Consider the following 17329-nt stretch of genomic DNA (forward strand, 5'->3'; position numbering starts at 1 on the left):
CATGCCGAACGACGACGACGCGGACCGGACGGTCGCGTCCGGTGCACGGGCGCTGTACGACGCCGGCACCACCCGGCTGCGCCACGGCGACCCGGCCGGAGCCCTCGCCGAGCTGGACCGCAGCCTCGCCATCGACGACGCGTTCGCGCCTGCCTGGGTGAACCGGGGCATCGCCCTCACCGATCTCGGCCGCGCGGACGAGGCGCGTGCCTCCTTCGACCGGGCGCTCGCGCTGGACGCCGAGCTCGTCCCTGCCTGGCGCTGCCGGGCGATCCTGCGGGCCCGCCAAGGCGACCAGGACGGGGCGATCGAGGACTACGCGCGGGTGACCGCCCTGCGGCCCGGCGACCACGGCGCCCATCGGGAGCTGGGCGACGCGCTGGCCGCGCTGCCCGCAGACGGACACGTCGACGAAAGGCCGGACGGACGACTCCGGCAGGCAGTGGCCGCCTACGACCAAGCCCTCGCGCTGGACGCCGGCGACGCCGGCGCCTGGGCCGGCAAGGCACGTGTACTAGCGATGCTGGCGCACGCGGCGCAGTCCGTGGAACGCGCGAGCCGAGTCGCCGGGATCGCCCCTTGGGTGTCGTTCCCGGCGGCGCACCAGGAGCTGTCCCGGCACCTCGACGCGGCGGTGACACGGTTCCCGCAGACGGCGTGGTTCCGGCACGAACGGGCGTTGGCGTACCGGCAGGTGGGCGACGCGGCCGGGGAAATCGCGCAGCTGCAGGCCGCCTGCGACCTGAACCCCGACAGCGGCGCCGGCCACTACGAACTGGCGCGGGCCTACGCGGCGGACGGACAGCACCAGCAGGCCCGACGCAGCCTCGACGCCGCGGTGGCGCGCGACCCGGCGCTGCACGGCCGCGCCGCCGAGGTGCTCGGCGATGGGGCACCCGCCCGGGGCGGGATGGAGCAGTGACGCTACCGGTACGCCTGCGCGTGGACGTCGGGCGGCGGTCTGCTGTGGGCGGTAACGCCGACGGAGGTGCCCGGCACGGACCGGGTGGTGGCGATCGATCCCGCCCGCTGGACGCTGGCCAGCGCGGTCACCGTACGCGCGCCTAGCACCAACCAGGCCTGCTACACCATCATCCCCGACCCGCTCGCCGACCGGATCGGAGTGCTCGGCCTGCTCGCCGACAGCGACGGCGCGTACCTGAGCTGGCCGCGGTGGGACGGCGCCGCCGTCGTGGCCGGCGAGCCCGGCCCGGACACGCTGCTCACCGACGTCCGCGGCGACGGCCTGGAGTACGCGGCGGTACTCGACGGCTATCCCAGCGAGCTGGTCACCGTCGACCTCGCGACGCAGACACCGACCGGACGGCTCACGATGAGCGCGGCGGCCGACACCGACGACGCGGACGACACCTGGTACTTCAACACGTTCTACCTCGCCGGCGGCCACCTCGCGGCGTTCACCCGGGAGGAGCACCTGCTGCTGCTCAGCCCGGACCCGCTGCGCCCGGTCGCCGAGCTGCGCCTCGAGGGATACCGGTTCGCGCCGTTCGACGGGTACGCCTGCGACACTGCGCAGGTCGCCGGGCCACACCTGAGCGGAGTGGGGCGGTGGACGGACACCCGGCTGGTCGCCATGCACTCCGAGGCCGGTACCACCGTCACCCGCCTCTACGATCTGAACGGCGTCGGCTAGCCGAGGAGACCGTGGATCAAACCAGTTGAGCTCGCGTCTCGTGCCGGCCTGCGTCTCTGAGTGAGTGTTTGAGAGCGGTGTCGCACGGCGTGTCCGCGGCGGTGGTCGAGGCAGCGTGACTCTGTTTCGGTGGAGCGTGAGCGGAGGTATCCGTCGGACTTGACCGATGAGCAGTGGGAGATCGTGGAGCCGATGCTCCCCCTGATCAAGGAACCGGGCCGGATCCCGAAGCATCCACGCCGGGCAATCGTGGACGCGATCCTCTACGTGGTGCGTAGCGGCTGTTCGTGGCGGCAGCTACCGGTCGACTTCCCGCCCTGGCAGACCGTGTACTGGCAGCTCCAACAGTGGGAGAAACGCCAGGTCACCGAACGGATCCTGGAGGAACTACGCGAGCAGCTGCGGATCGCCGAGGGGCGCGAGCCCGAGCCGTCGGCGGGGTCATGGACTCGCAGTCGGTCAAGGCCGCCGACACCGTCGGGCGAGACAGCCGCGGCTACGACGCCGGGAAGAAGATCAACGGCCGCAAGCGGTTCATCGTCACCGACACCCTCGGCCTGCTCGTCGTGGTGTGCGTGATGTCGGCGTCCTGGCAGGACCGCGATGGCGCGAGAACGACGCTGCTCAGCACCTACCTGACCTCGCCGATCCGGCATGTGTTCGCTGATCAGGGCTTCGCCGGCCGACTGGTCGACTGGGCCGCCGAGACGCTCAAGACCACCGTCGAGATCGTCCGCAAGCCCGTCGACCAGCAAGGGTTCGTCGGGCACCCCAAACGGTGGGTGGTCGAACGCAGCCTCGCCTGGCTCACCGCGCACCGCCGCCTGGCCCGCGACTACGAACGTGATCCCGAGGTCTCCGAAGCCCTGATCCGCTGGGCAGCGATCAACACCATGGTCCGCCGCCTCGACCGCGGACGGCCCGCCACCCGGCAAACCCGCCGGACGTTCAGCACGCCCGGATAACAGCCCTCTCAAACACTCACTCAGATTCCTGCACGGGCCCACCAATGAAGACATCGGGATGCGCCAGATACGCCCGCAAATAGCGAAACTGGAAGACGGCACCCCCATCCGCATAGAGGTGATCGATCGTGAGCTGCAAAGGCGCGTCGAACACGCCCGCACCGAGCTCGCCGCGCGCCCCGACGGCATCAAGTTCGGCAAGTTCCCACCAGGCCGGCCGCACGACGACAACAACCTTCCCCCCGGACTGGCCGCCGTCCTCCCGCTCAGCGACGGGCCTCGCGGCGGCGAAATCGTCGTCTACTCCCACGCCGAGCTTGCACAACAGCAGCACTTCTCGCTCGAAGGCGTGGAAGCCGTCGCCGACCCGCCCGTCTGGACTCGGTTCGCAACCCTCAACGACGAACCCTACTCATCCACAACGAGACCGGAGAAGTCTGGTGGTTCCCAGACACCGGCGTGACCTGGCTCGACAGCACCGAGTTCGAGAAACTCACCGACGACGTCACCACGTTCATGACCGACTACCTGCTCGGCGACGGCTACCTCGACATCTGCGCCACCGACAACCAATGGGCAAGACTGCTCGTGGAGCTCGGCTGGGCCCAGGACGACGACGCGGAGGACTGACGTTGCCCGTCACCCACGGCCAACTGCTCGCACAATGGGGCGCACGCCGCATCATCTACTTCCCGCTCGACCGCTTCCTGTCCCGCATCCAGGTCGGCCCCGAAGCGTTCCCACCCGACGGGGCCATCCCCACCGAAGTACCGATCCTGTTCACCGTCGCGGTCACCGCACCCGATCTTGAGCTGTTCAGCCTATTGAACCTGCAACTCAGCGACGACCAGCCCACCAGCCTCATCGTCATCGGCTGCGTCCCCTCCGACCCCGACATGCTGTTCTGCCTCAACCCGGCAACCGGCGCCATCATGCTGCTCGACCTCGACCCCGAGCACCCCGGATACGAACTGGTCAACACCTCCTTCGCCCACTTCATCGAGTTCCTCTACCGCCTCGACGAACTCATCCAAACCGACCCCGGCGGCAGCGCCCGCGCCGACCAGGCCGCCACGCTACGCCGCGACCTGCATGATCTCGACCCCGACGCGTTCGAGGACCCCGAATCCTGGTGGTCCGCCGCCTTCGCGCAATTGCTCGCAAACCCTTAGTGGAGCCCGTATGCGACCCTTCGGTCCGCCGCCCGTGAGCTCTCGGAAAACTCGGCTCAGGGCGACCTGGTCACTTCGGCAGGCTGGCGTTCAGCAGCGGCGTCAGCGCCGCGGAGTACGCCGTGCTGATGTGGCTGCCGTCCTTCCACACCAGCAGGTTGCCGATCACCGCCGGGCAGACTTCGGCGGTGCAGAACCAGCCCTGAGAGTCGATCACCTTGGCGCCCAGGGAGGCGGCCTTCGCCGCGACCGCCTTGCGGCGGACCGGTTCGTAGAACGCTTCGGCGACCCGGGCGGAGCACTTGTCCACCGCGGACGGGTTGGTCACCATGCACTCCGGCGTCGAGTTGGGCGGCCACGGCGTGTCCAGCAGCAGCACGGGCACGGAGCCGGCCTTCTTGATCCGGTCCACCGTCTTGATCCAACCGGCCAACCAGAGCTTGTCCCAGTTCGACTTGTCCAGCAGTTTGTTGTCCGGCGAGACCAGGCCGTCGAAGTTGCCGCCGTTCGAGGAGAGCACCACGAACGTCGGGCGTTTCGCTGCGATCTCGTCGAGGACCTTCTCCCGCCATTCGGCGCATTCCCGGTAGGGACGTTTCAGCACCCTGTTGAAGACCAGCACCGACGAGGCCGGGCAGGCGCTCTTGGTGCGGGAGTACAGCTGGAGGCCACGCTTCTTGGCGATCGCGTCGACCGCCGGGAACCAGTGGGCGGCGTGCGAGTCACCGAGCAGGAAGATGCTCTTCTTGCCGTCCGGGTCGCCGTACAGGCACGGACCGTCCGGGGTGACGACCTCGTATTCGAGGTGGCACTGATCCTTGTAGATCACCGGCTGGTCGGTCGCCGCGGACTGCGGCGCGGGCCGCACGTTCGACGGTAGCCTCGTCCGCTTGGCGGACTCGGCGAGAAGCGTCTGCAGGACCGCCTGGGGATCGGCCGCCTTGGCGAGCAGGCTGGTAGGGTCCTCGACCGCCTCACCGGTCTCGACGGGCGGCGTGAACTGGCCCGCACCCAGGGCGACTCCGGCCGTGGCGGTCGACAGGACGAGCCCGACGGCGATGCCGCGCCGGGCCCGCGCCTTGATCCACGGTCCGTTCCGGGCGGGGTTCTCCACCAGGTGGTACGACAGGACGGCGACCACCAGCGAGGCGGCGGAGAGCGCCAGGCCCAGGCGCAGCGACGGCTCGCGGCCCAGCGCGGCCGGACCGATCATCAGCACCGGCCAGTGCCACAGGTACCAGCTGTAGGAGTACCGCCCGATCAGCTGGAACGGCCACGCCCGCAGCACCACGGCGACGCTGCCCCGCGGCGACGCGCAGCCGGCCGCGATGATCGCCGCGGAACCGAGGACCGGCAGCAGGGCGGCCGTGCCGGGGAACGCCGTGTTCTCGTCGTAGTGGAATGCCGACGTGATCACGGCAGCCAGGCCGGCCCAGGTGAGCAGGGCGGCGAGCGGGCCGGGCAGCCGGGCGAGCCGGGATGCGGCGACGGCCACGAGCGCGCCCACCGCCAGTTCCCAGGCCCGGGTGTGCGCACCGAAGTACGCCCACGGCGCCGCCGACTTCGTCTGCGTCACGGACGCGGCCAGCGAGATCCCGGCGACCGCGATCAGCGCCAGGGTGAGGGGGACCCGGGTCGCGGGCTTCCTCTCCGGGGTCTTGTCGACGACCGGCGCCACGACCTCCTTGCGCGGCTCGCCGGTCGCGTACCTGGGCATTCCGTGGCCTCTGGCCTGCTGAGCCGGCATCGGGCCACCCGGCCGGACCTGCGCGGAGCCCGCACTCCGCTGCGGCATGGGCATCGGACCACCGGGCCGGGCAGACCCGTAGCCCCAAGCCTGCTGCGCCGGAACCGGACCACCCGGCCGGACCTGCGCGGAGCCCGCACTCCGCTGCGGCATGGGCATCGGACCACCGGGCCGGGCAGACCCGTAGCCCCAAGCCTGCTGCGCCGGAACCGGACCACCCGGCCGGACCTGCGCGGAGCCCGCACTCCGCTGCTGCATGGGCATCGGACCACCGGGCCGGGCAGACCCGTAGCCCCAAGCCTGCTGCGCCGGAACCGGACCACCCGGCCGGACCTGCGCGGAGCCCGCACTCCGCTGCTGCATGGGCATCGGACCACCGGGCCGGACGGACGCGGAGCCCGTGGTCTGCCGTGCCGGAGTCGTCTCCGGGGCGTTCTTCGCGCGTCGGCGGGCCCAGATCGCGGCGTAGACCAGCATGAGCAGAGGCCAGACGAGATAGAACTGTTCCTCTACGGCCAGTGACCAGAAGTGCTGCAACGGTGACGGCGCGGCATCGGCGTTGAGGTAGTCGACGCCCTCGTCGGCGAGGCGCCAGTTGATGCCGTAGAACGTCGCGAAGAGGCCGTCCAGACTGATCGAGTGGAACCGGGTCGACGGCAGCCAGAACCAGGCGCCCGCTAACGTGGCGACCAGGACCAGCGCCGACGCGGGCAGCAGCCGGACCGCCCGGCGCGCGTAGAAGTCACTCAGCGAGATGGTGCCGGTGCGGTCCAGCTCCTTCAGGAGGAGCGTCGTGATCAGGAAGCCGGAGATCACAAAGAAGACGTCGACGCCCACGTATCCGCCGGCCAGGGTCGCCATGCCGGCGTGCGACAGGACCACGAGGGTCACGGCGATGGCGCGCATGCCCTCGATGTCGGGCCGGAAGCCGGAGTGTGCGCGCGCTTGCCCAGCCGCGGCCGAAACCTCGGAAGCGCGCGAGGGAACAAGAGAGTCGTGGATTACCGACATGACCTGCCTTCGCGATGATCCCCGCAGCGCTGACCCGCTCCACGGAGGGAGGGAGGATCGTACCGACCAGTAGGGCAGATCAGCCGCCCCGTACGCTGCTCTTGGCCGGTGGCCTTGATCTCATCGTCGCGCGGCGGGCGCCGGATGGCTCACCCGGCGGGCCGGGTGGTCGGCAGGATCGCGCGGATGGCTTCGGTGGTTCGGGCGTTTGGCCGTGGCGAAGCAACCTGCCGCTCACCTGGCAGCGGCGCCGTCCGTCGGTGGTGATGACTCGTGCGGCGTACGGAGCTGTCCCGCTGAAGGGACCCGAAGGTCAGCCCACGCCGAACTCTACGACCGCACACGGCCGGGCTATCCAGCTCAGCTCTTCAAGGACTTGGCAGTGCTCGGCGGCCTGACCCGGCAGTCTCGGGTGCTGGAAATCGGATGCGGCATCGGCCAAGCCACCGCGCCACTGGCCCAGCTCGGTTGCACCATCGTCGCCGTGGAACTCAGCCCCGAGATGGCAGCCGTGGCTCGACGTAACCTGCAAACATTCCCGAACGTGACCGTCGAGGTGTCCCCATTCGAGGACTGGATACCACCGGCCACCCCGTTCGACCTGATCCTGTCGGCGACCGCGTTTCACTGGATTGATCCGGATATCCGCGTCGGCAAGTCGGCGGACGTGCTCCGCCCAGGCGGCACACTTGCCGTGGTATCCACAGAACACGTCGCCGGCGGCACGGAAAGCTTCTTCGCGGACGTGCAGGAGTGCTACGAACGCTTCGACCCCAAGACTCCTCCAGGACTGCGCCAAACGCCGGCCGCAGACATCCCCGACGACCCGACCGAATTCGAGCGGTCTCAACGCTTCGGCTCGGCACAATTCCGCCGCTATGAGTGGGAGCAGACCTACACCACCAAGCAATACCTCGACCTGCTCATGACCTACTCCGGCCACCGCGCGCTGGCTGAACCAGCACGCGAGGGCCTCCTTGCCTGCATCGCCAACCTCATCAACCGAGACCACGGCGGCCAGATCAGCAAGCGATACCTGACCCAACTGACCCTGGCTCACACGGCAACCCAATGTCGACCGTGCTCCGGTTCGCGAACCGAGGTGTCCGGCTAGCGTCACCAGCCACCCCCACCGCTTCGGTTCCCGTCTAACAATCCTTCAGAATTCGTAAACTCACGGGAGACGTCGGTCCACCGCTCGACCGGTCGCACCACCACGGCGCGCACGCGCCAGTACACGCCCGGGACGACGGCGGCGGCGGTGCCGGTGATCTCGACGCGGACCTCGGTGGCGGTGCGGGTGACCGACACCTGTGGGCTCTTGAGCACCCCGTCGCCGATGGCGGCGAGGGTGTCGTTGCCTGCGCCCTGTCCGGCTCCGGCGCTGGACTGGTAGGCGGCGGCCGTGCTCGCCGCCCGGGTCGCGGCGGCCTGCGCGACGTGGCCGGCGTGCAGCCACACTCCGGCCTGGATGACGAACATGACGATGAGCAGCAGTAGCGGCATGGCGATGACCAGCTCGGCCGTGGCGCCGCCCGCGTCGGGGCGGGCGGCCACGCGCCGCCAGCGGGCACGCAGCCGCCCGGCCGTGCCGCGCGCCGGGGAGGAGGGGCGCGCGGCACGGCGGTCTCGGGGCAGGGTCACCGTGGGCATGGCAGTTTCAGCCGAGGTTGATGCTGTTGGCCTTGCCGGTGACCTTGGTGGCGATGATGGCGATGACCGCGATGGCCAGCACCACCAGCAGCGCTGTCACGAGGACGGCCTCGGTGGAGTAGCCGCCGTCCTTGGTGTCGCGCACCTGGCTCCAGCGGTGGCGGATCTCGGCGGTCAGGTAGCTCAGCAGTGCGGGCATGGCGTGGTCCTCCTTCGGATGCGGGCGAGTACGGAACGGTGGGAGCAGGCGCTGGGGCTGGTCAGCAGGGAGCGCAGGTGGCGGCGGCTGGTGTCCGTGCCGGGGACGGCGGTGAGGTACCAGACGAGCCGTTGATCGCTCACCATGCGGGGCCGTCCCGTCGGCACGGTGTGGCCTGCTGTCTCGTGGCGGTCGAGGTCATCGCAAATCCTTGGGTGTGCGGTCGGGTGAGGACGGCGGGGGGCTACCGACGCGGTGGCCGCAGGGCTGGCCGGGTGGTGCTCAGATGCACTTGGCGACGAGCACGACGACGGCCAGGACGGCGATCACCGCCAGGCGAAGACGGGGCATGAGCCACTGTTCGGTACTCACTTGCGGGCTCCTTCCAGGTCAGCGGGGCGGTGTCGAGATTGGTGAACTGGCCGGGGGTCTAGAGGCCGCCGAGGACGGCGGCGAGGGCGGGGTAGCCGAGGAAGATGAGGAAGCCGCCGAACAGGGCGACGATGGGCAGGCTCATGCGCTCGGTGGCGGCGTTGGCTTCGCCTTCGGCGTCGGTGAGTTACCGGTCGCGCATGGCCACCGCGCGTGAGCGCAGCGATGAGCGGACCCGGGCTCCTTCGGTGCCGGCCATGCCGACGGTCGCGGCGAGCTGCTGCAACTCGGCGACGGCGAGGCGTTGGCCGAGGGTGGCGAGGATGTCCCACGGTGGCACCCGCGCCAGCCGGGCCTCGGTCAGCGCGTACCGCAGCTCCGCGTACGCCGGACCCGAGCCGACAGCGGCGGCCTCGTCCAGGGCCTGATCGACCCCGGACCCGGCGGCCAGGGAGATGACCACCAGGTCGAGGAACGACGAGAGCGCGTCGCGGAATGCCGCCCGGTGCTTGGCCGCATCCGAGCGCACGGACAGCTCCGGCGCGAGGAACCCGGCCATGCCGAGCACGAGCGACGCGGCGGCGGGCATCGTGAACCCGGGTGCCATCCCGACGAAGGCGAGCAGGGTGGCCAGCACCGGTGGCACCAGGAGTCCGAAGACGGTGGCGGTGGCCCGCTCGGCGAGGTGCACGTCGATCGGCTTGTCCACCGTCGCCAGGTCCCGGCGGGTGCCCTTGGTGGGTAGGCCGAGGCGGCGCAGCCAGCGCACCGCCGGCGGCCCCACCGTCCGGCCCACCCGGGGGCGGCGGCCTCCTGTGCCTCGGCTTGGGCGCGGCGGCTCAGCCCGTACGGCGCGTCGAGGGCCTTGCCAGCCGGGGCGGCGGGGGTGCCCAGCCGACGACGATGAGCCACAGGCCGAGGCCGGTGCCGACGCCGAACAAGGCGGGTGGCCAGGCGGGTCACCTCGTCGCGGATTGGCTCGGGGCACTCGATGGAGCTGGTGGTGATGGCCTGCTCCAGCCCCGCCGTCCGCTACGAAGCCACCCTGCACATCACCGCCATCAACGAGTGGCTACACGCACTTCGAGACGCGCCCTAGTGGCCGGGCGCAACCGAGGAATGGGGCGACCGCTACCGGCAGCACTGCGCGTTGCGATCCTGGCCCGCCCCGGTGGCCGGCCGCAGCCCGACCGACCGGCCGCCGCCGACTACCACGCCCTGACCGCGTTACGATCCTCGCCCGGCCTGGTGGCCGGGCAACGCGATCGAGAGCGTCAACGCCGGTATCCGCAAGGCGGTCCGTGCCCGCGGGCACTTCCCTAACGAGCAGGCCGCGCTCAAATGCGTCTACCTGGCGCTGATGAACCTCGACCCGACCGGCGCCGGCCGCCGCCGGTGGACCATGCACTGGAAGGCATCCCTGAACGCCTTCCAGGTCGCCTTCGAAGGCCGGCTGACGCCGGCCGCCTACTGGTCCGTTCAACCACCAAGATCAGCCGTTAACTGGACAGTCCCGTCAACTGAGGTTGGCGAACGCTTCGACGTGACGAATCTTGCCGGCCACGATGAGGATGTCACCGGCGTAGACGATGGTGTCGGCCGTGGCGTAGGTGAAGTCCTCCCCGGGCCGCTTGATGGACATCACCGTGACGCCGTACTTGGAGCGCAGGGCGGCGTCGGCCAGGGTTTTGTCGAACGTCTCCTCGGGGGCGCGGGTCTTGACGATGGCGTAGTCGTCCTCGAACTCGATGAAGTTGAGGATGTGCCCGGTGACAGGTGCGCGACGCGTTCGCCCATCTCGTGTTCGGGGAGCACGACGTGGTGCGCACCGACGCGTTGCAGGATGCTGGCGTGTTGGCGGTTGATGGCTTTCGCCCAGATGTTGGGTACGCCGAGGTCGGCCAGCAGTGAGGTGGTCAGGATGCTGGCCTCCAGATCGGTGCCGATCCCGACGACGGCATGGGCGAAGTCGTGTACGCCGAGTTGCCGTAGTGCCTGCTCGTCGGTGGTGTTGGCGATCGCGGCGTGGGTGAGCCGGTCGGCGTAGTTCTGCACGACCGAGGTGCTGGAGTCGATGGCGACGACTTCCCATCCTTGGCGCATCAGCTCCAGTGCCAGGGAACTGCCGAACCGGCCGAGGCCGAGCACGGCGATGCGGTTGCTGGTGGCGGGGTTTCTAGCCAACGATGGGCCGCTCCTCGGGTAGTTCGTAGCGGCGGGTCCGCTCGCGCAGGGCGAGGGCGGCTGCGGCGGTGATCGGGCCGAGCCGGCCGATGAACATCAGCAGGGTGTGGACAGTCCGACGGTGCCGAACGCCGACGTGACCTCGAACAGCACCTGGTCCAGGCGGAACGGGGTGAGCGCCAGCAGGGTCAGGGTGCCGACGGCGACGGCGGCGACGCCGAGCAGCGCGATGGTCAGCGCCTGACGTTGCACCCCGCCGGGCAGTTTCCGGCCGATAGCGTGCACGCTGGGCTCACCGCGGATCTCGGCGAGGATGACGAAGCCGAGCAGCGCGAACGTGGTGACCTTGATACCGCCGGCGGTGCCGGCGCTACCAGCACCGATGAACATCAGCGCGTCGTGGATGAGCAGGGTGACGTCGGTGAACTCGGCCACGTTGAGGCTGTTGAACCCGGCGGTGCGTGGCATCACCGCGGTGGTGAACCCGGCGAGCAGCTTGCCGCCCATCCCGAGGCCGCCGAGCGTGCCGGGGTTCGACCACTCCGCAATGCTGATCGCCACCCACCCTGCGGCCAGCAGCACCACCGTCATCCCCACCGTGATCTTCGTATGGATCGACCACTTGCGGGGTGTGCGCAGCTCGCGGAGCAGCTCGAACAGCACCGGAAACCCGAGGCCGCCGATGATGACCGCGACCACGATCGGTAGGCAGATCAGCGGGTCGGTAGCGAACCGCATCAGCGAGTCGGGGTACAGGCCGAAGCCGGCGTTGTTGAACGCCGACACCGCGTGGAACACCCCCAGATAGATTGCGCGCGGCCAGCCGCATCCGTAGCCGGCGGGCCACCAGCAGCCCGAGCAGCGACGCCAAGGTCATGATCCCGAACCCGCCGATCTGGATCAGCCCCAGGATCACCACCTCCCCGAACCCGACCAGAAGGTACCGGTGCCCTCGATCACCAAACCGGTCACGCACACCGCCGACGTCGCCGTGAACAACGCCGTCACCAGACCAGCACTGCGGCCACTCTCGGTAGCGAACGGCAACGCCAGCAACCCTGAACCGACCAGCACCGCCGCGGCGAACCCGAGGACCACCATCCGGGCCGGATGCCGCACCGTCCGCGCCAGCGGCCCGGTCACCAACCCCGGTAGCCGCCACCGCCGCACCACAGCCAGCGCGCGCCAGGCCCCCCGCCCTCGCAGCCCGCACACCGCCGCCGGCCCGCACACGCCACCGCGACGACCCCGCCGATTCCGGCGGTCGGGCCAGTGGCATCCACAGCAGCAGTGCGATGCCAAGCCCGACCACGAGGAACATGCCCGCGATCAGCAACAGGCCCAGCAGCAGTTGCCCCCGATCGAGTCCATCAGCACATGATCCATGCCGCTGCGGTATTCGCTGGCAGCGCCCGCTGCATCCCGAAGATCTACCAGCAGCGCCACGCCGTCCAGTGCGGCATCAACCGGCTCAAACGCCACCGCGCCGTCGCTACCCGGTTCGACTCGCCGTTCGCTACGAAGCCACCGTGACTATCGCCGCGATCAACGAGTGGCTATGACTTCGATACACGGCCTAGTACTGCAACGGCACTCAGCAGGCGAAACGAGTTCATGATCGGGTCGTTGGTCATGGTGTGACGAATGTCGATGTTGCGGTGTGGTCGGCGGAATTGGATCGGTTGCATGCCCGGATCGCGGGCCGGTTCACGCGTGCGGAGCCGCGGCGGCGGGCCCGGCAGTACCTGTGCGGGCTGGTCGCGGGCCTGGATCGGACCAATGGTTGGACCCTGGCGGAGCAGGCCGGCGATGTGTCGCCGGACGGAATGCAACGCCTGTTGCGGTGGGCGGACTGGGACGTCGACACAGTCCGTGACGACGTGCGGGACTACGTGGTCGAGCACCTCGGCGACCCGCAGAGTGTACTGATCATTGACGACACCGGCTTTCTGAAGAAGGGCGTGAAGTCCGCCGGCGTGGCCCGTCAGTACTCGGGAACGGCCGGCAGGGTCGAGAACTGCCAGGTCGGGGTGTTCCTGGCTTACCGCTCGTGCAAGGGTCACGCGTTGATCGACCGGCAGTTGTATCTGCCGCAGGCCTGGACCGACGACCGTGAACGCTGTCGGGCTGCGGGGATCCCGGACGAGGTCGGCTTCGCCACCAAGGTCGAGATGGCCCGCACCATGCTCGGCCGGGCGTTCGCCGCGGGGATCGCACCCGGGTGGGTGACGATGGACGAGGCCTACGGGCAGTCGAAGTCGCTGCGGGTGTGGATGGAAGAGCACGACCAGGCGCATGTGGTCGCCACCCGCCGCAACGATGACGTGGTCACCACCAGCATGGGCTTCGCCCGCGTCGACAACCTGATCGCCGCGCTGCCGGGCCGGGCCTGGTCGAGGATCTCGGCCGGGCCCGGCGCTCACGGACCCCGCGAATACCACTGGGCGCGGACGCCGATCCGGGTGTTCTGGCGGCCGGGTCGCGGGCACTGGCTGCTCGCTCGCCGCAACATCAGCACGGGCGAGCTGGCCTACTACGTCTGCTACGGACCTCGCCAGACCCGGCTGATGGACCTGGCCCGCGTAGCCGGCAGCCGCTGGGCCGTGGAGGAATGCTTCCAGCAAGCCAAAAACGGTGCCGGTCTCGACGAGTATCAGGTCCGTGACTGGCGGGCCTGGTATGCCCACATCACCTTGTCGATGGCCGCGCACGCTTGGCTCGTCGTCGCGAAAACCCTTACCGCAAAGGGGGAACCTGCACCGGCGAGCACATGATGATCGGTTTCACCGTACCCGAGATCAGGCGCCTGATCGCCGCACTGGTCGTCCGCTCCCACCAGCACAGACACCACGTCTGGTGGTGGTCACGATGGCGCCGCACACGCCAATACCAGGCACGGCTATGCCACTACCGACGACGCGGCTATCCACTCACCTAACTGCCGTTGCAGTACTAGTGCGGTGACCACCACGTTGACCGGGTTGTCTGCCGCCGTCAGCGCTGGTCCGGAAGGCTCGCCGACCCGGCGAAGGTTCGTGGACACCGCACTAGCGGCTGTCAGTCGGTGGCCGGCAACGGCAACGCCCGCCGGTCCAGTCCTGGAGGCGGCGATCCATCTCATCGACGTCCATGCCGTCGCAGAGCTTCAGGTTGATCACCATGGGGGTGCCGAAGAGGTACGTGTTCGTCAGCATGGTGCGCTCGGCGTCCGAAGCGGGTGCCTGCGCATCGGCCCACGCCAGGGCCCGGCCACTCAGCGGGCGAGGGGACAGATGGTGCAGGCGGTCGGCCGGCGGGGCCGGGTACTGGCCGTCCGCGTCGACACAGAAGACCGGCGTCCGGCCCAAGCCGGGGCGGAAGGTGGTGGCGGTCACTTCGGACCACGGCACCGACATCGGAAACTCGCCGCCGCGCCACGACGGGGCGTACTCCACGCCCCAGGCGCTCAGCCGCATGGCGGTGGGAGGCCCGCGGTGCACCGCCCACCAGGCGATCAGGTCGGTGATGCCGTCTACCAACCACCATGCGCCCCGGTAGGCCAACAGCATGCCGGATGCCAACAGTAGCACAATGGCCCCGATCTGCAGCGCACCGTCTCCGCCGGCGCGCAGCAGGGCCACGAAGCTGACGACCGCTATGATCAGAGGTACCAGACCGTAGAGCGTCTTGCGGATACCTGGAGCGGGAGACTTCCGGCGGTGGACCAACATGACAGCGCCTGCATTGAACAACGGTCACCCTCACCTCCACGCGCGCGATGCACGGCCATTCTGGCGTACGAGGCGCCTGCCAGGGGAGCCCGCTCTGCGCGGATCCCGCCAAGCTGGCCCTACCACCGCCTCGCCGGCTGAGTTCCATCGCCCGACGGCAGTTGGTGGATGATCGCGTCATCGCTAGCGTCTCCCGGCAGGGGGAGACGGGAACTGTTTCTGGGCACCACGCGAAGTCGCCCGCTGGATCACCACCAGCCCGCCACGCCGGACCCTCGACACCGCCGAACGGCTCCAGCGGCTGCTCACGCACTGCCCCGAACTCGACCGCGCGCACACCCTGGTCCGAGCCTTCGCCGCCATGTTCGACAGCGGCGGCCCCGGAGCACTACCGGACTGGCTCAACCAACTCGAGACCAGCCGCCTGCCCGGCCTGCCCAGCCTCGCCAACGTCATCCGTGACGACCTACCGGCAGTCGTCCAGGCCATCACGTCGCCCTACAGCTCCGGCATCAACGAGGGCCGCATCACCGACGTGAAACTCCAGAAGCGACTCATGGGCGGTCGCGCGAAAGTTCCGCTCCTGCGCCAACGAGTCGTACTCATCGCACACCTACGCCAACACGTCACCGCTGGCTAGGACGGACGAACTGGGCTCCGCCAGGGCGGCCATAACCGGCCCCGCTTGCGACTCGGCTGCCGCCACCGGGCATAACTGACGTAGCTGCGACACGCTTTGGCGGGCGGCGGCGCGCAGCGGACCGCGCGTTGTCTGCGGCAATAAGAGTGAGCAGGCAGTTCAGGACTCTGCCGTCTCCTCAGGGCTGGCGGCGAAAGATTCCCGCAGGGTGGCAACCGCCGCGATGATGTCGTCCAGTGACCGTTCGATTCTGGCGTTGCGCACAGGTTCGAAATCAAGAATGCGGGTGCTGGCTGCAGTGAAATCCGAAGGGGCGAGGTCGTATTGACTGACGTTGCTCCACCCAGCCTGCACCTCCACAAGGCGGTCGCGTGCCGGTCCGACCCGCAGCCACCCGGTGCACTGGTCGGAAAAGTTGAAGGGTAGGAGCACGACCGGGCTATCGCCAGCCGGAGCCGGCCGACACCGACGAGCACGACGAGCACGACGAGCGGATCGGACTGCATTGGAAGACCCGCGCCCTCGTCGACTGGGCCGCAGGCCGCCCATTCGCCTGGGTCGACGACGGAATCACCGACACCGACCGAGCCTGGGCGTCAGCACATCACCCAGGGGACGCCCTACTTCATCGAGTCGCCCCCCCTGGGTCTCACCGATGCTGACTACGCCGCTCTCAAGGACTGGCTGCACTGGACTCGCGACACACCCCCGGATGGTGCGGCCTGAAGCTCCTACCCGAGTCAGCTGCCGCGACACGCGAAGACTCATATAGAGATCCGTCGTTCCAGTTGGCCAGTCAAGATTAGGTAGTTCAGAGAAACACGCGTTTTCGTGCCGGCAAGGCGTTCCATGGTCGCGGCAGCCGCCGAGTTCACCAGCATGCCCGGAGCTGTGGCGGACCGCTGAGTGCGCCAGCCATCGTCGGTGCCTGCCCGGCTGACGATCGCGTGCACGCTCATGTCCGATGAGCGGATGTGTTTCATCAACGCTCATGCAGTCTTGCGCAGTTTCCCGGCATGCCGGGGCTGTCTCCCGGCCGGGCATAGCTCCTCATACCTCGATGAGGAAGCGCAGGGTTGCCTCCGCGAGGTCGGCGAGGAACGCGCCGCGGTGGAATTCGGGGCTGTCGCTCATGCCGGGTGGCAGGACGTTCATGAAGCTGAAGTGGCCTGCATTCGGCACGAGACGTACATCGACGAGCCCGGGCGCGTTCTTCAAGTGCAGGGCCTGCGTGATCGGCGTGACAGTGTCTTGTTCTCCCGCGTAGACCAGCGCGGGAATCGTCATCGCGTCGAGGGCGCCGGGGGCGGCGAACCATCCGGCGGCGGGTGCGTACAGGACCAATCGCGAGACCCGCGGCTCGTGGGGAACGTCGATCGGCTTTCCGTCGCGTCCCCACGGCGTCGCCCCGGCCAGGCACAGGGCCGCCCACCCTCCGATCGAGTGGCCGACTACAGCGACGGGCACGTCCGGCGGAGCCGCTTCCTCCAGCGCCCGGAGCAATCCGGCGGGACGGGCCAGAAGCTGCGCAGTGGTCGTCGCCTTCGGGACTATTCGCTCGAAGTGCGGTGCGATCACGAGGCAGTCATGGGCCGCCAAGTGCTCCAGAAGTGGGCGGTGACGCTGGGGGTCGCCGCCTGCTCCGGCAGCGAACAGCACGACTGGTCCGGCATCGGTGGGGCCGAGCGTCAGAATTTTCACGGGCTCCTCCAAGCGAACCGGCATGACATGGCGGGTAAGGCTTCGGACACAAGACTCGCAGATGCCGGAGCGTCTGCGTTCGCGGGTCCGTCCGGACGTCGCGCTGGCAATCACTGGCACCGACCTGGCCGTTGCGTGCGAGCATCGCGCGCCATCCGGCGGCGCCGTGGGCGAGGGGCCAACATCCTTTCATCAGCGTAAGACGTTCTGGTCAAGCGGTTGGTCGGGTGCCTCGTCCGTCGTCGGTCCCTGCATAGTCGTAATGGGGTTGGTCCCTGCAGCGCGTAACCGGGTTGATACGACGGCGGGCGGAGCTGCCCA

18 protein-coding genes and 5 pseudogenes are annotated in these 17329 nt (G+C 69.2%); 12 read left to right on the top strand and 11 right to left on the bottom strand.

Features of this window, described 5'->3' with window-relative positions:
• The first annotated feature begins 1 nt into the window (after position 1).
• From EDD30_RS04525 to EDD30_RS04545, 6 genes and pseudogenes are all read left to right on the top strand, one after another.
• A complete protein-coding gene (locus EDD30_RS04525) occupies positions 2 to 922 on the top strand; it encodes a tetratricopeptide repeat protein (RefSeq protein ID WP_071806519.1) in 921 nt (306 codons plus the stop codon).
• 87 nt (positions 923 to 1009) lie between these two features.
• On the top strand, positions 1010 to 1654 hold the full coding sequence (locus EDD30_RS04530; protein ID WP_143162759.1) for a hypothetical protein: 645 nt from the start codon (positions 1010 to 1012) through the stop codon (positions 1652 to 1654).
• A 117-nt stretch (positions 1655 to 1771) separates the two neighbouring features.
• A pseudogene (locus EDD30_RS04535) lies at positions 1772 to 2638 on the top strand (IS5 family transposase); the annotation flags it as partial.
• 39 nt (positions 2639 to 2677) lie between these two features.
• The gene (locus EDD30_RS38150; RefSeq protein ID WP_143162760.1) at positions 2678 to 3082 is read left to right on the top strand and encodes a hypothetical protein; all 405 of its coding nucleotides are present in this window, start codon (positions 2678 to 2680) and stop codon (positions 3080 to 3082) included.
• Positions 3079 to 3249, top strand: coding sequence for a hypothetical protein (locus tag EDD30_RS38730; RefSeq protein ID WP_170047372.1), 171 nt, complete (start codon positions 3079 to 3081; stop codon positions 3247 to 3249). The genes EDD30_RS38150 and EDD30_RS38730 overlap by 4 nt, the downstream gene beginning before the upstream one ends.
• 2 nt (positions 3250 to 3251) lie before the next feature.
• On the top strand, positions 3252 to 3791 hold the full coding sequence (locus EDD30_RS04545; RefSeq protein WP_071806522.1) for an SUKH-4 family immunity protein: 540 nt from the start codon (positions 3252 to 3254) through the stop codon (positions 3789 to 3791).
• Positions 3792 to 3861: 70 nt separating this feature from the next.
• Here the strand turns inward: EDD30_RS04545 and EDD30_RS04550 are convergent, their stop codons facing one another.
• A complete protein-coding gene (locus EDD30_RS04550) occupies positions 3862 to 6444 on the bottom strand; it encodes an acyltransferase family protein (protein ID WP_244945108.1) in 2583 nt (860 codons plus the stop codon).
• 319 nt (positions 6445 to 6763) lie between these two features.
• Between EDD30_RS04550 and EDD30_RS04555 the strand changes: the two genes are divergently transcribed.
• Positions 6764 to 7663 (top strand): class I SAM-dependent methyltransferase, encoded by a 900-nt coding sequence (locus tag EDD30_RS04555; RefSeq protein WP_280526125.1) that lies wholly within the window; start codon positions 6764 to 6766, stop codon positions 7661 to 7663.
• Between the two features lie 2 nt (positions 7664 to 7665).
• Here EDD30_RS04555 and EDD30_RS04560 read toward each other — a convergent pair whose 3' ends face one another.
• The 4 genes and pseudogenes from EDD30_RS04560 to EDD30_RS41740 all read right to left on the bottom strand — a co-directional run.
• The gene (locus tag EDD30_RS04560) at positions 7666 to 8202 is read right to left on the bottom strand and encodes a TadE family protein (RefSeq protein WP_244945110.1); all 537 of its coding nucleotides are present in this window, start codon (positions 8200 to 8202) and stop codon (positions 7666 to 7668) included.
• Positions 8203 to 8209: 7 nt separating this feature from the next.
• A complete protein-coding gene (locus EDD30_RS04565; RefSeq protein ID WP_071809403.1) occupies positions 8210 to 8401 on the bottom strand; it encodes a hypothetical protein in 192 nt (63 codons plus the stop codon).
• 430 nt (positions 8402 to 8831) lie between these two features.
• Positions 8832 to 9714: pseudogene (locus EDD30_RS04570) on the bottom strand (type II secretion system F family protein).
• Positions 9706 to 9799 (bottom strand): annotated as a pseudogene (locus tag EDD30_RS41740) (type II secretion system F family protein); the annotation flags it as partial. The pseudogenes EDD30_RS04570 and EDD30_RS41740, both read right to left, overlap by 9 nt.
• A gap of 232 nt (positions 9800 to 10031) precedes the next feature.
• Between EDD30_RS41740 and EDD30_RS04580 the strand changes: the two are divergent.
• Positions 10032 to 10235, top strand: a pseudogene (locus tag EDD30_RS04580) (transposase); the annotation flags it as partial.
• A 54-nt stretch (positions 10236 to 10289) separates the two neighbouring features.
• On the opposite strand, the gene EDD30_RS40315 reads toward EDD30_RS04580, so the two are convergent.
• The 3 genes from EDD30_RS40315 to EDD30_RS04590 form a co-directional block, all read right to left on the bottom strand.
• Positions 10290 to 10415 (bottom strand): TrkA C-terminal domain-containing protein, encoded by a 126-nt coding sequence (locus EDD30_RS40315; protein WP_244945559.1) that lies wholly within the window; start codon positions 10413 to 10415, stop codon positions 10290 to 10292.
• Positions 10415 to 10957, bottom strand: coding sequence for a potassium channel family protein (locus EDD30_RS04585; protein ID WP_244945112.1), 543 nt, complete (start codon positions 10955 to 10957; stop codon positions 10415 to 10417). Before EDD30_RS04585 ends, EDD30_RS40315 begins: the two co-directional genes overlap by 1 nt.
• Before the next feature lie 96 nt (positions 10958 to 11053).
• Positions 11054 to 11755, bottom strand: a complete 702-nt coding sequence (locus tag EDD30_RS04590; protein ID WP_425321267.1) for a potassium transporter TrkG — start codon at positions 11753 to 11755, stop codon at positions 11054 to 11056.
• A gap of 148 nt (positions 11756 to 11903) precedes the next feature.
• Between EDD30_RS04590 and EDD30_RS40320 the strand changes: the two genes are divergently transcribed.
• The 3 genes and pseudogenes from EDD30_RS40320 (at position 11904) to EDD30_RS04600 (ending at position 13731) form a co-directional block, all read left to right on the top strand.
• A complete protein-coding gene (locus EDD30_RS40320; RefSeq protein ID WP_244945692.1) occupies positions 11904 to 12338 on the top strand; it encodes a hypothetical protein in 435 nt (144 codons plus the stop codon).
• 41 nt (positions 12339 to 12379) lie between these two features.
• Positions 12380 to 12519, top strand: a pseudogene (locus EDD30_RS04595) (IS5 family transposase); the annotation flags it as partial.
• Positions 12520 to 12594: 75 nt separating this feature from the next.
• Entirely contained in the window at positions 12595 to 13731 is a 1137-nt protein-coding gene (locus EDD30_RS04600) for an IS701 family transposase (protein WP_084557716.1), read from the top strand.
• Positions 13732 to 14004: 273 nt separating this feature from the next.
• Here the strand turns inward: EDD30_RS04600 and EDD30_RS04605 are convergent, their stop codons facing one another.
• Positions 14005 to 14667 carry a hypothetical protein gene (locus EDD30_RS04605; protein WP_071806326.1) on the bottom strand — a complete coding sequence of 221 codons (663 nt, stop codon included), beginning with the start codon at positions 14665 to 14667 and terminating at the stop codon, positions 14005 to 14007.
• 247 nt (positions 14668 to 14914) lie between these two features.
• Here EDD30_RS04605 and EDD30_RS04610 point away from each other — a divergent pair, with 247 nt between their 5' ends.
• Positions 14915 to 15307, top strand: coding sequence for a transposase (locus EDD30_RS04610; protein WP_071806325.1), 393 nt, complete (start codon positions 14915 to 14917; stop codon positions 15305 to 15307).
• Positions 15308 to 15466: 159 nt separating this feature from the next.
• Here the strand turns inward: EDD30_RS04610 and EDD30_RS04615 are convergent, their stop codons facing one another.
• Both EDD30_RS04615 and EDD30_RS04625 read right to left on the bottom strand, forming a co-directional pair.
• Entirely contained in the window at positions 15467 to 15739 is a 273-nt protein-coding gene (locus EDD30_RS04615) for a hypothetical protein (RefSeq protein ID WP_071806324.1), read from the bottom strand.
• A gap of 618 nt (positions 15740 to 16357) precedes the next feature.
• A complete protein-coding gene (locus EDD30_RS04625) occupies positions 16358 to 17008 on the bottom strand; it encodes an alpha/beta hydrolase family protein (RefSeq protein ID WP_170047338.1) in 651 nt (216 codons plus the stop codon).
• Positions 17009 to 17329: the final 321 nt, after the last annotated feature.

Origin of the sequence: Couchioplanes caeruleus (genome assembly GCF_003751945.1) — a bacterium.
Lineage (GTDB): Bacteria > Actinomycetota > Actinomycetes > Mycobacteriales > Micromonosporaceae > Actinoplanes > Actinoplanes caeruleus.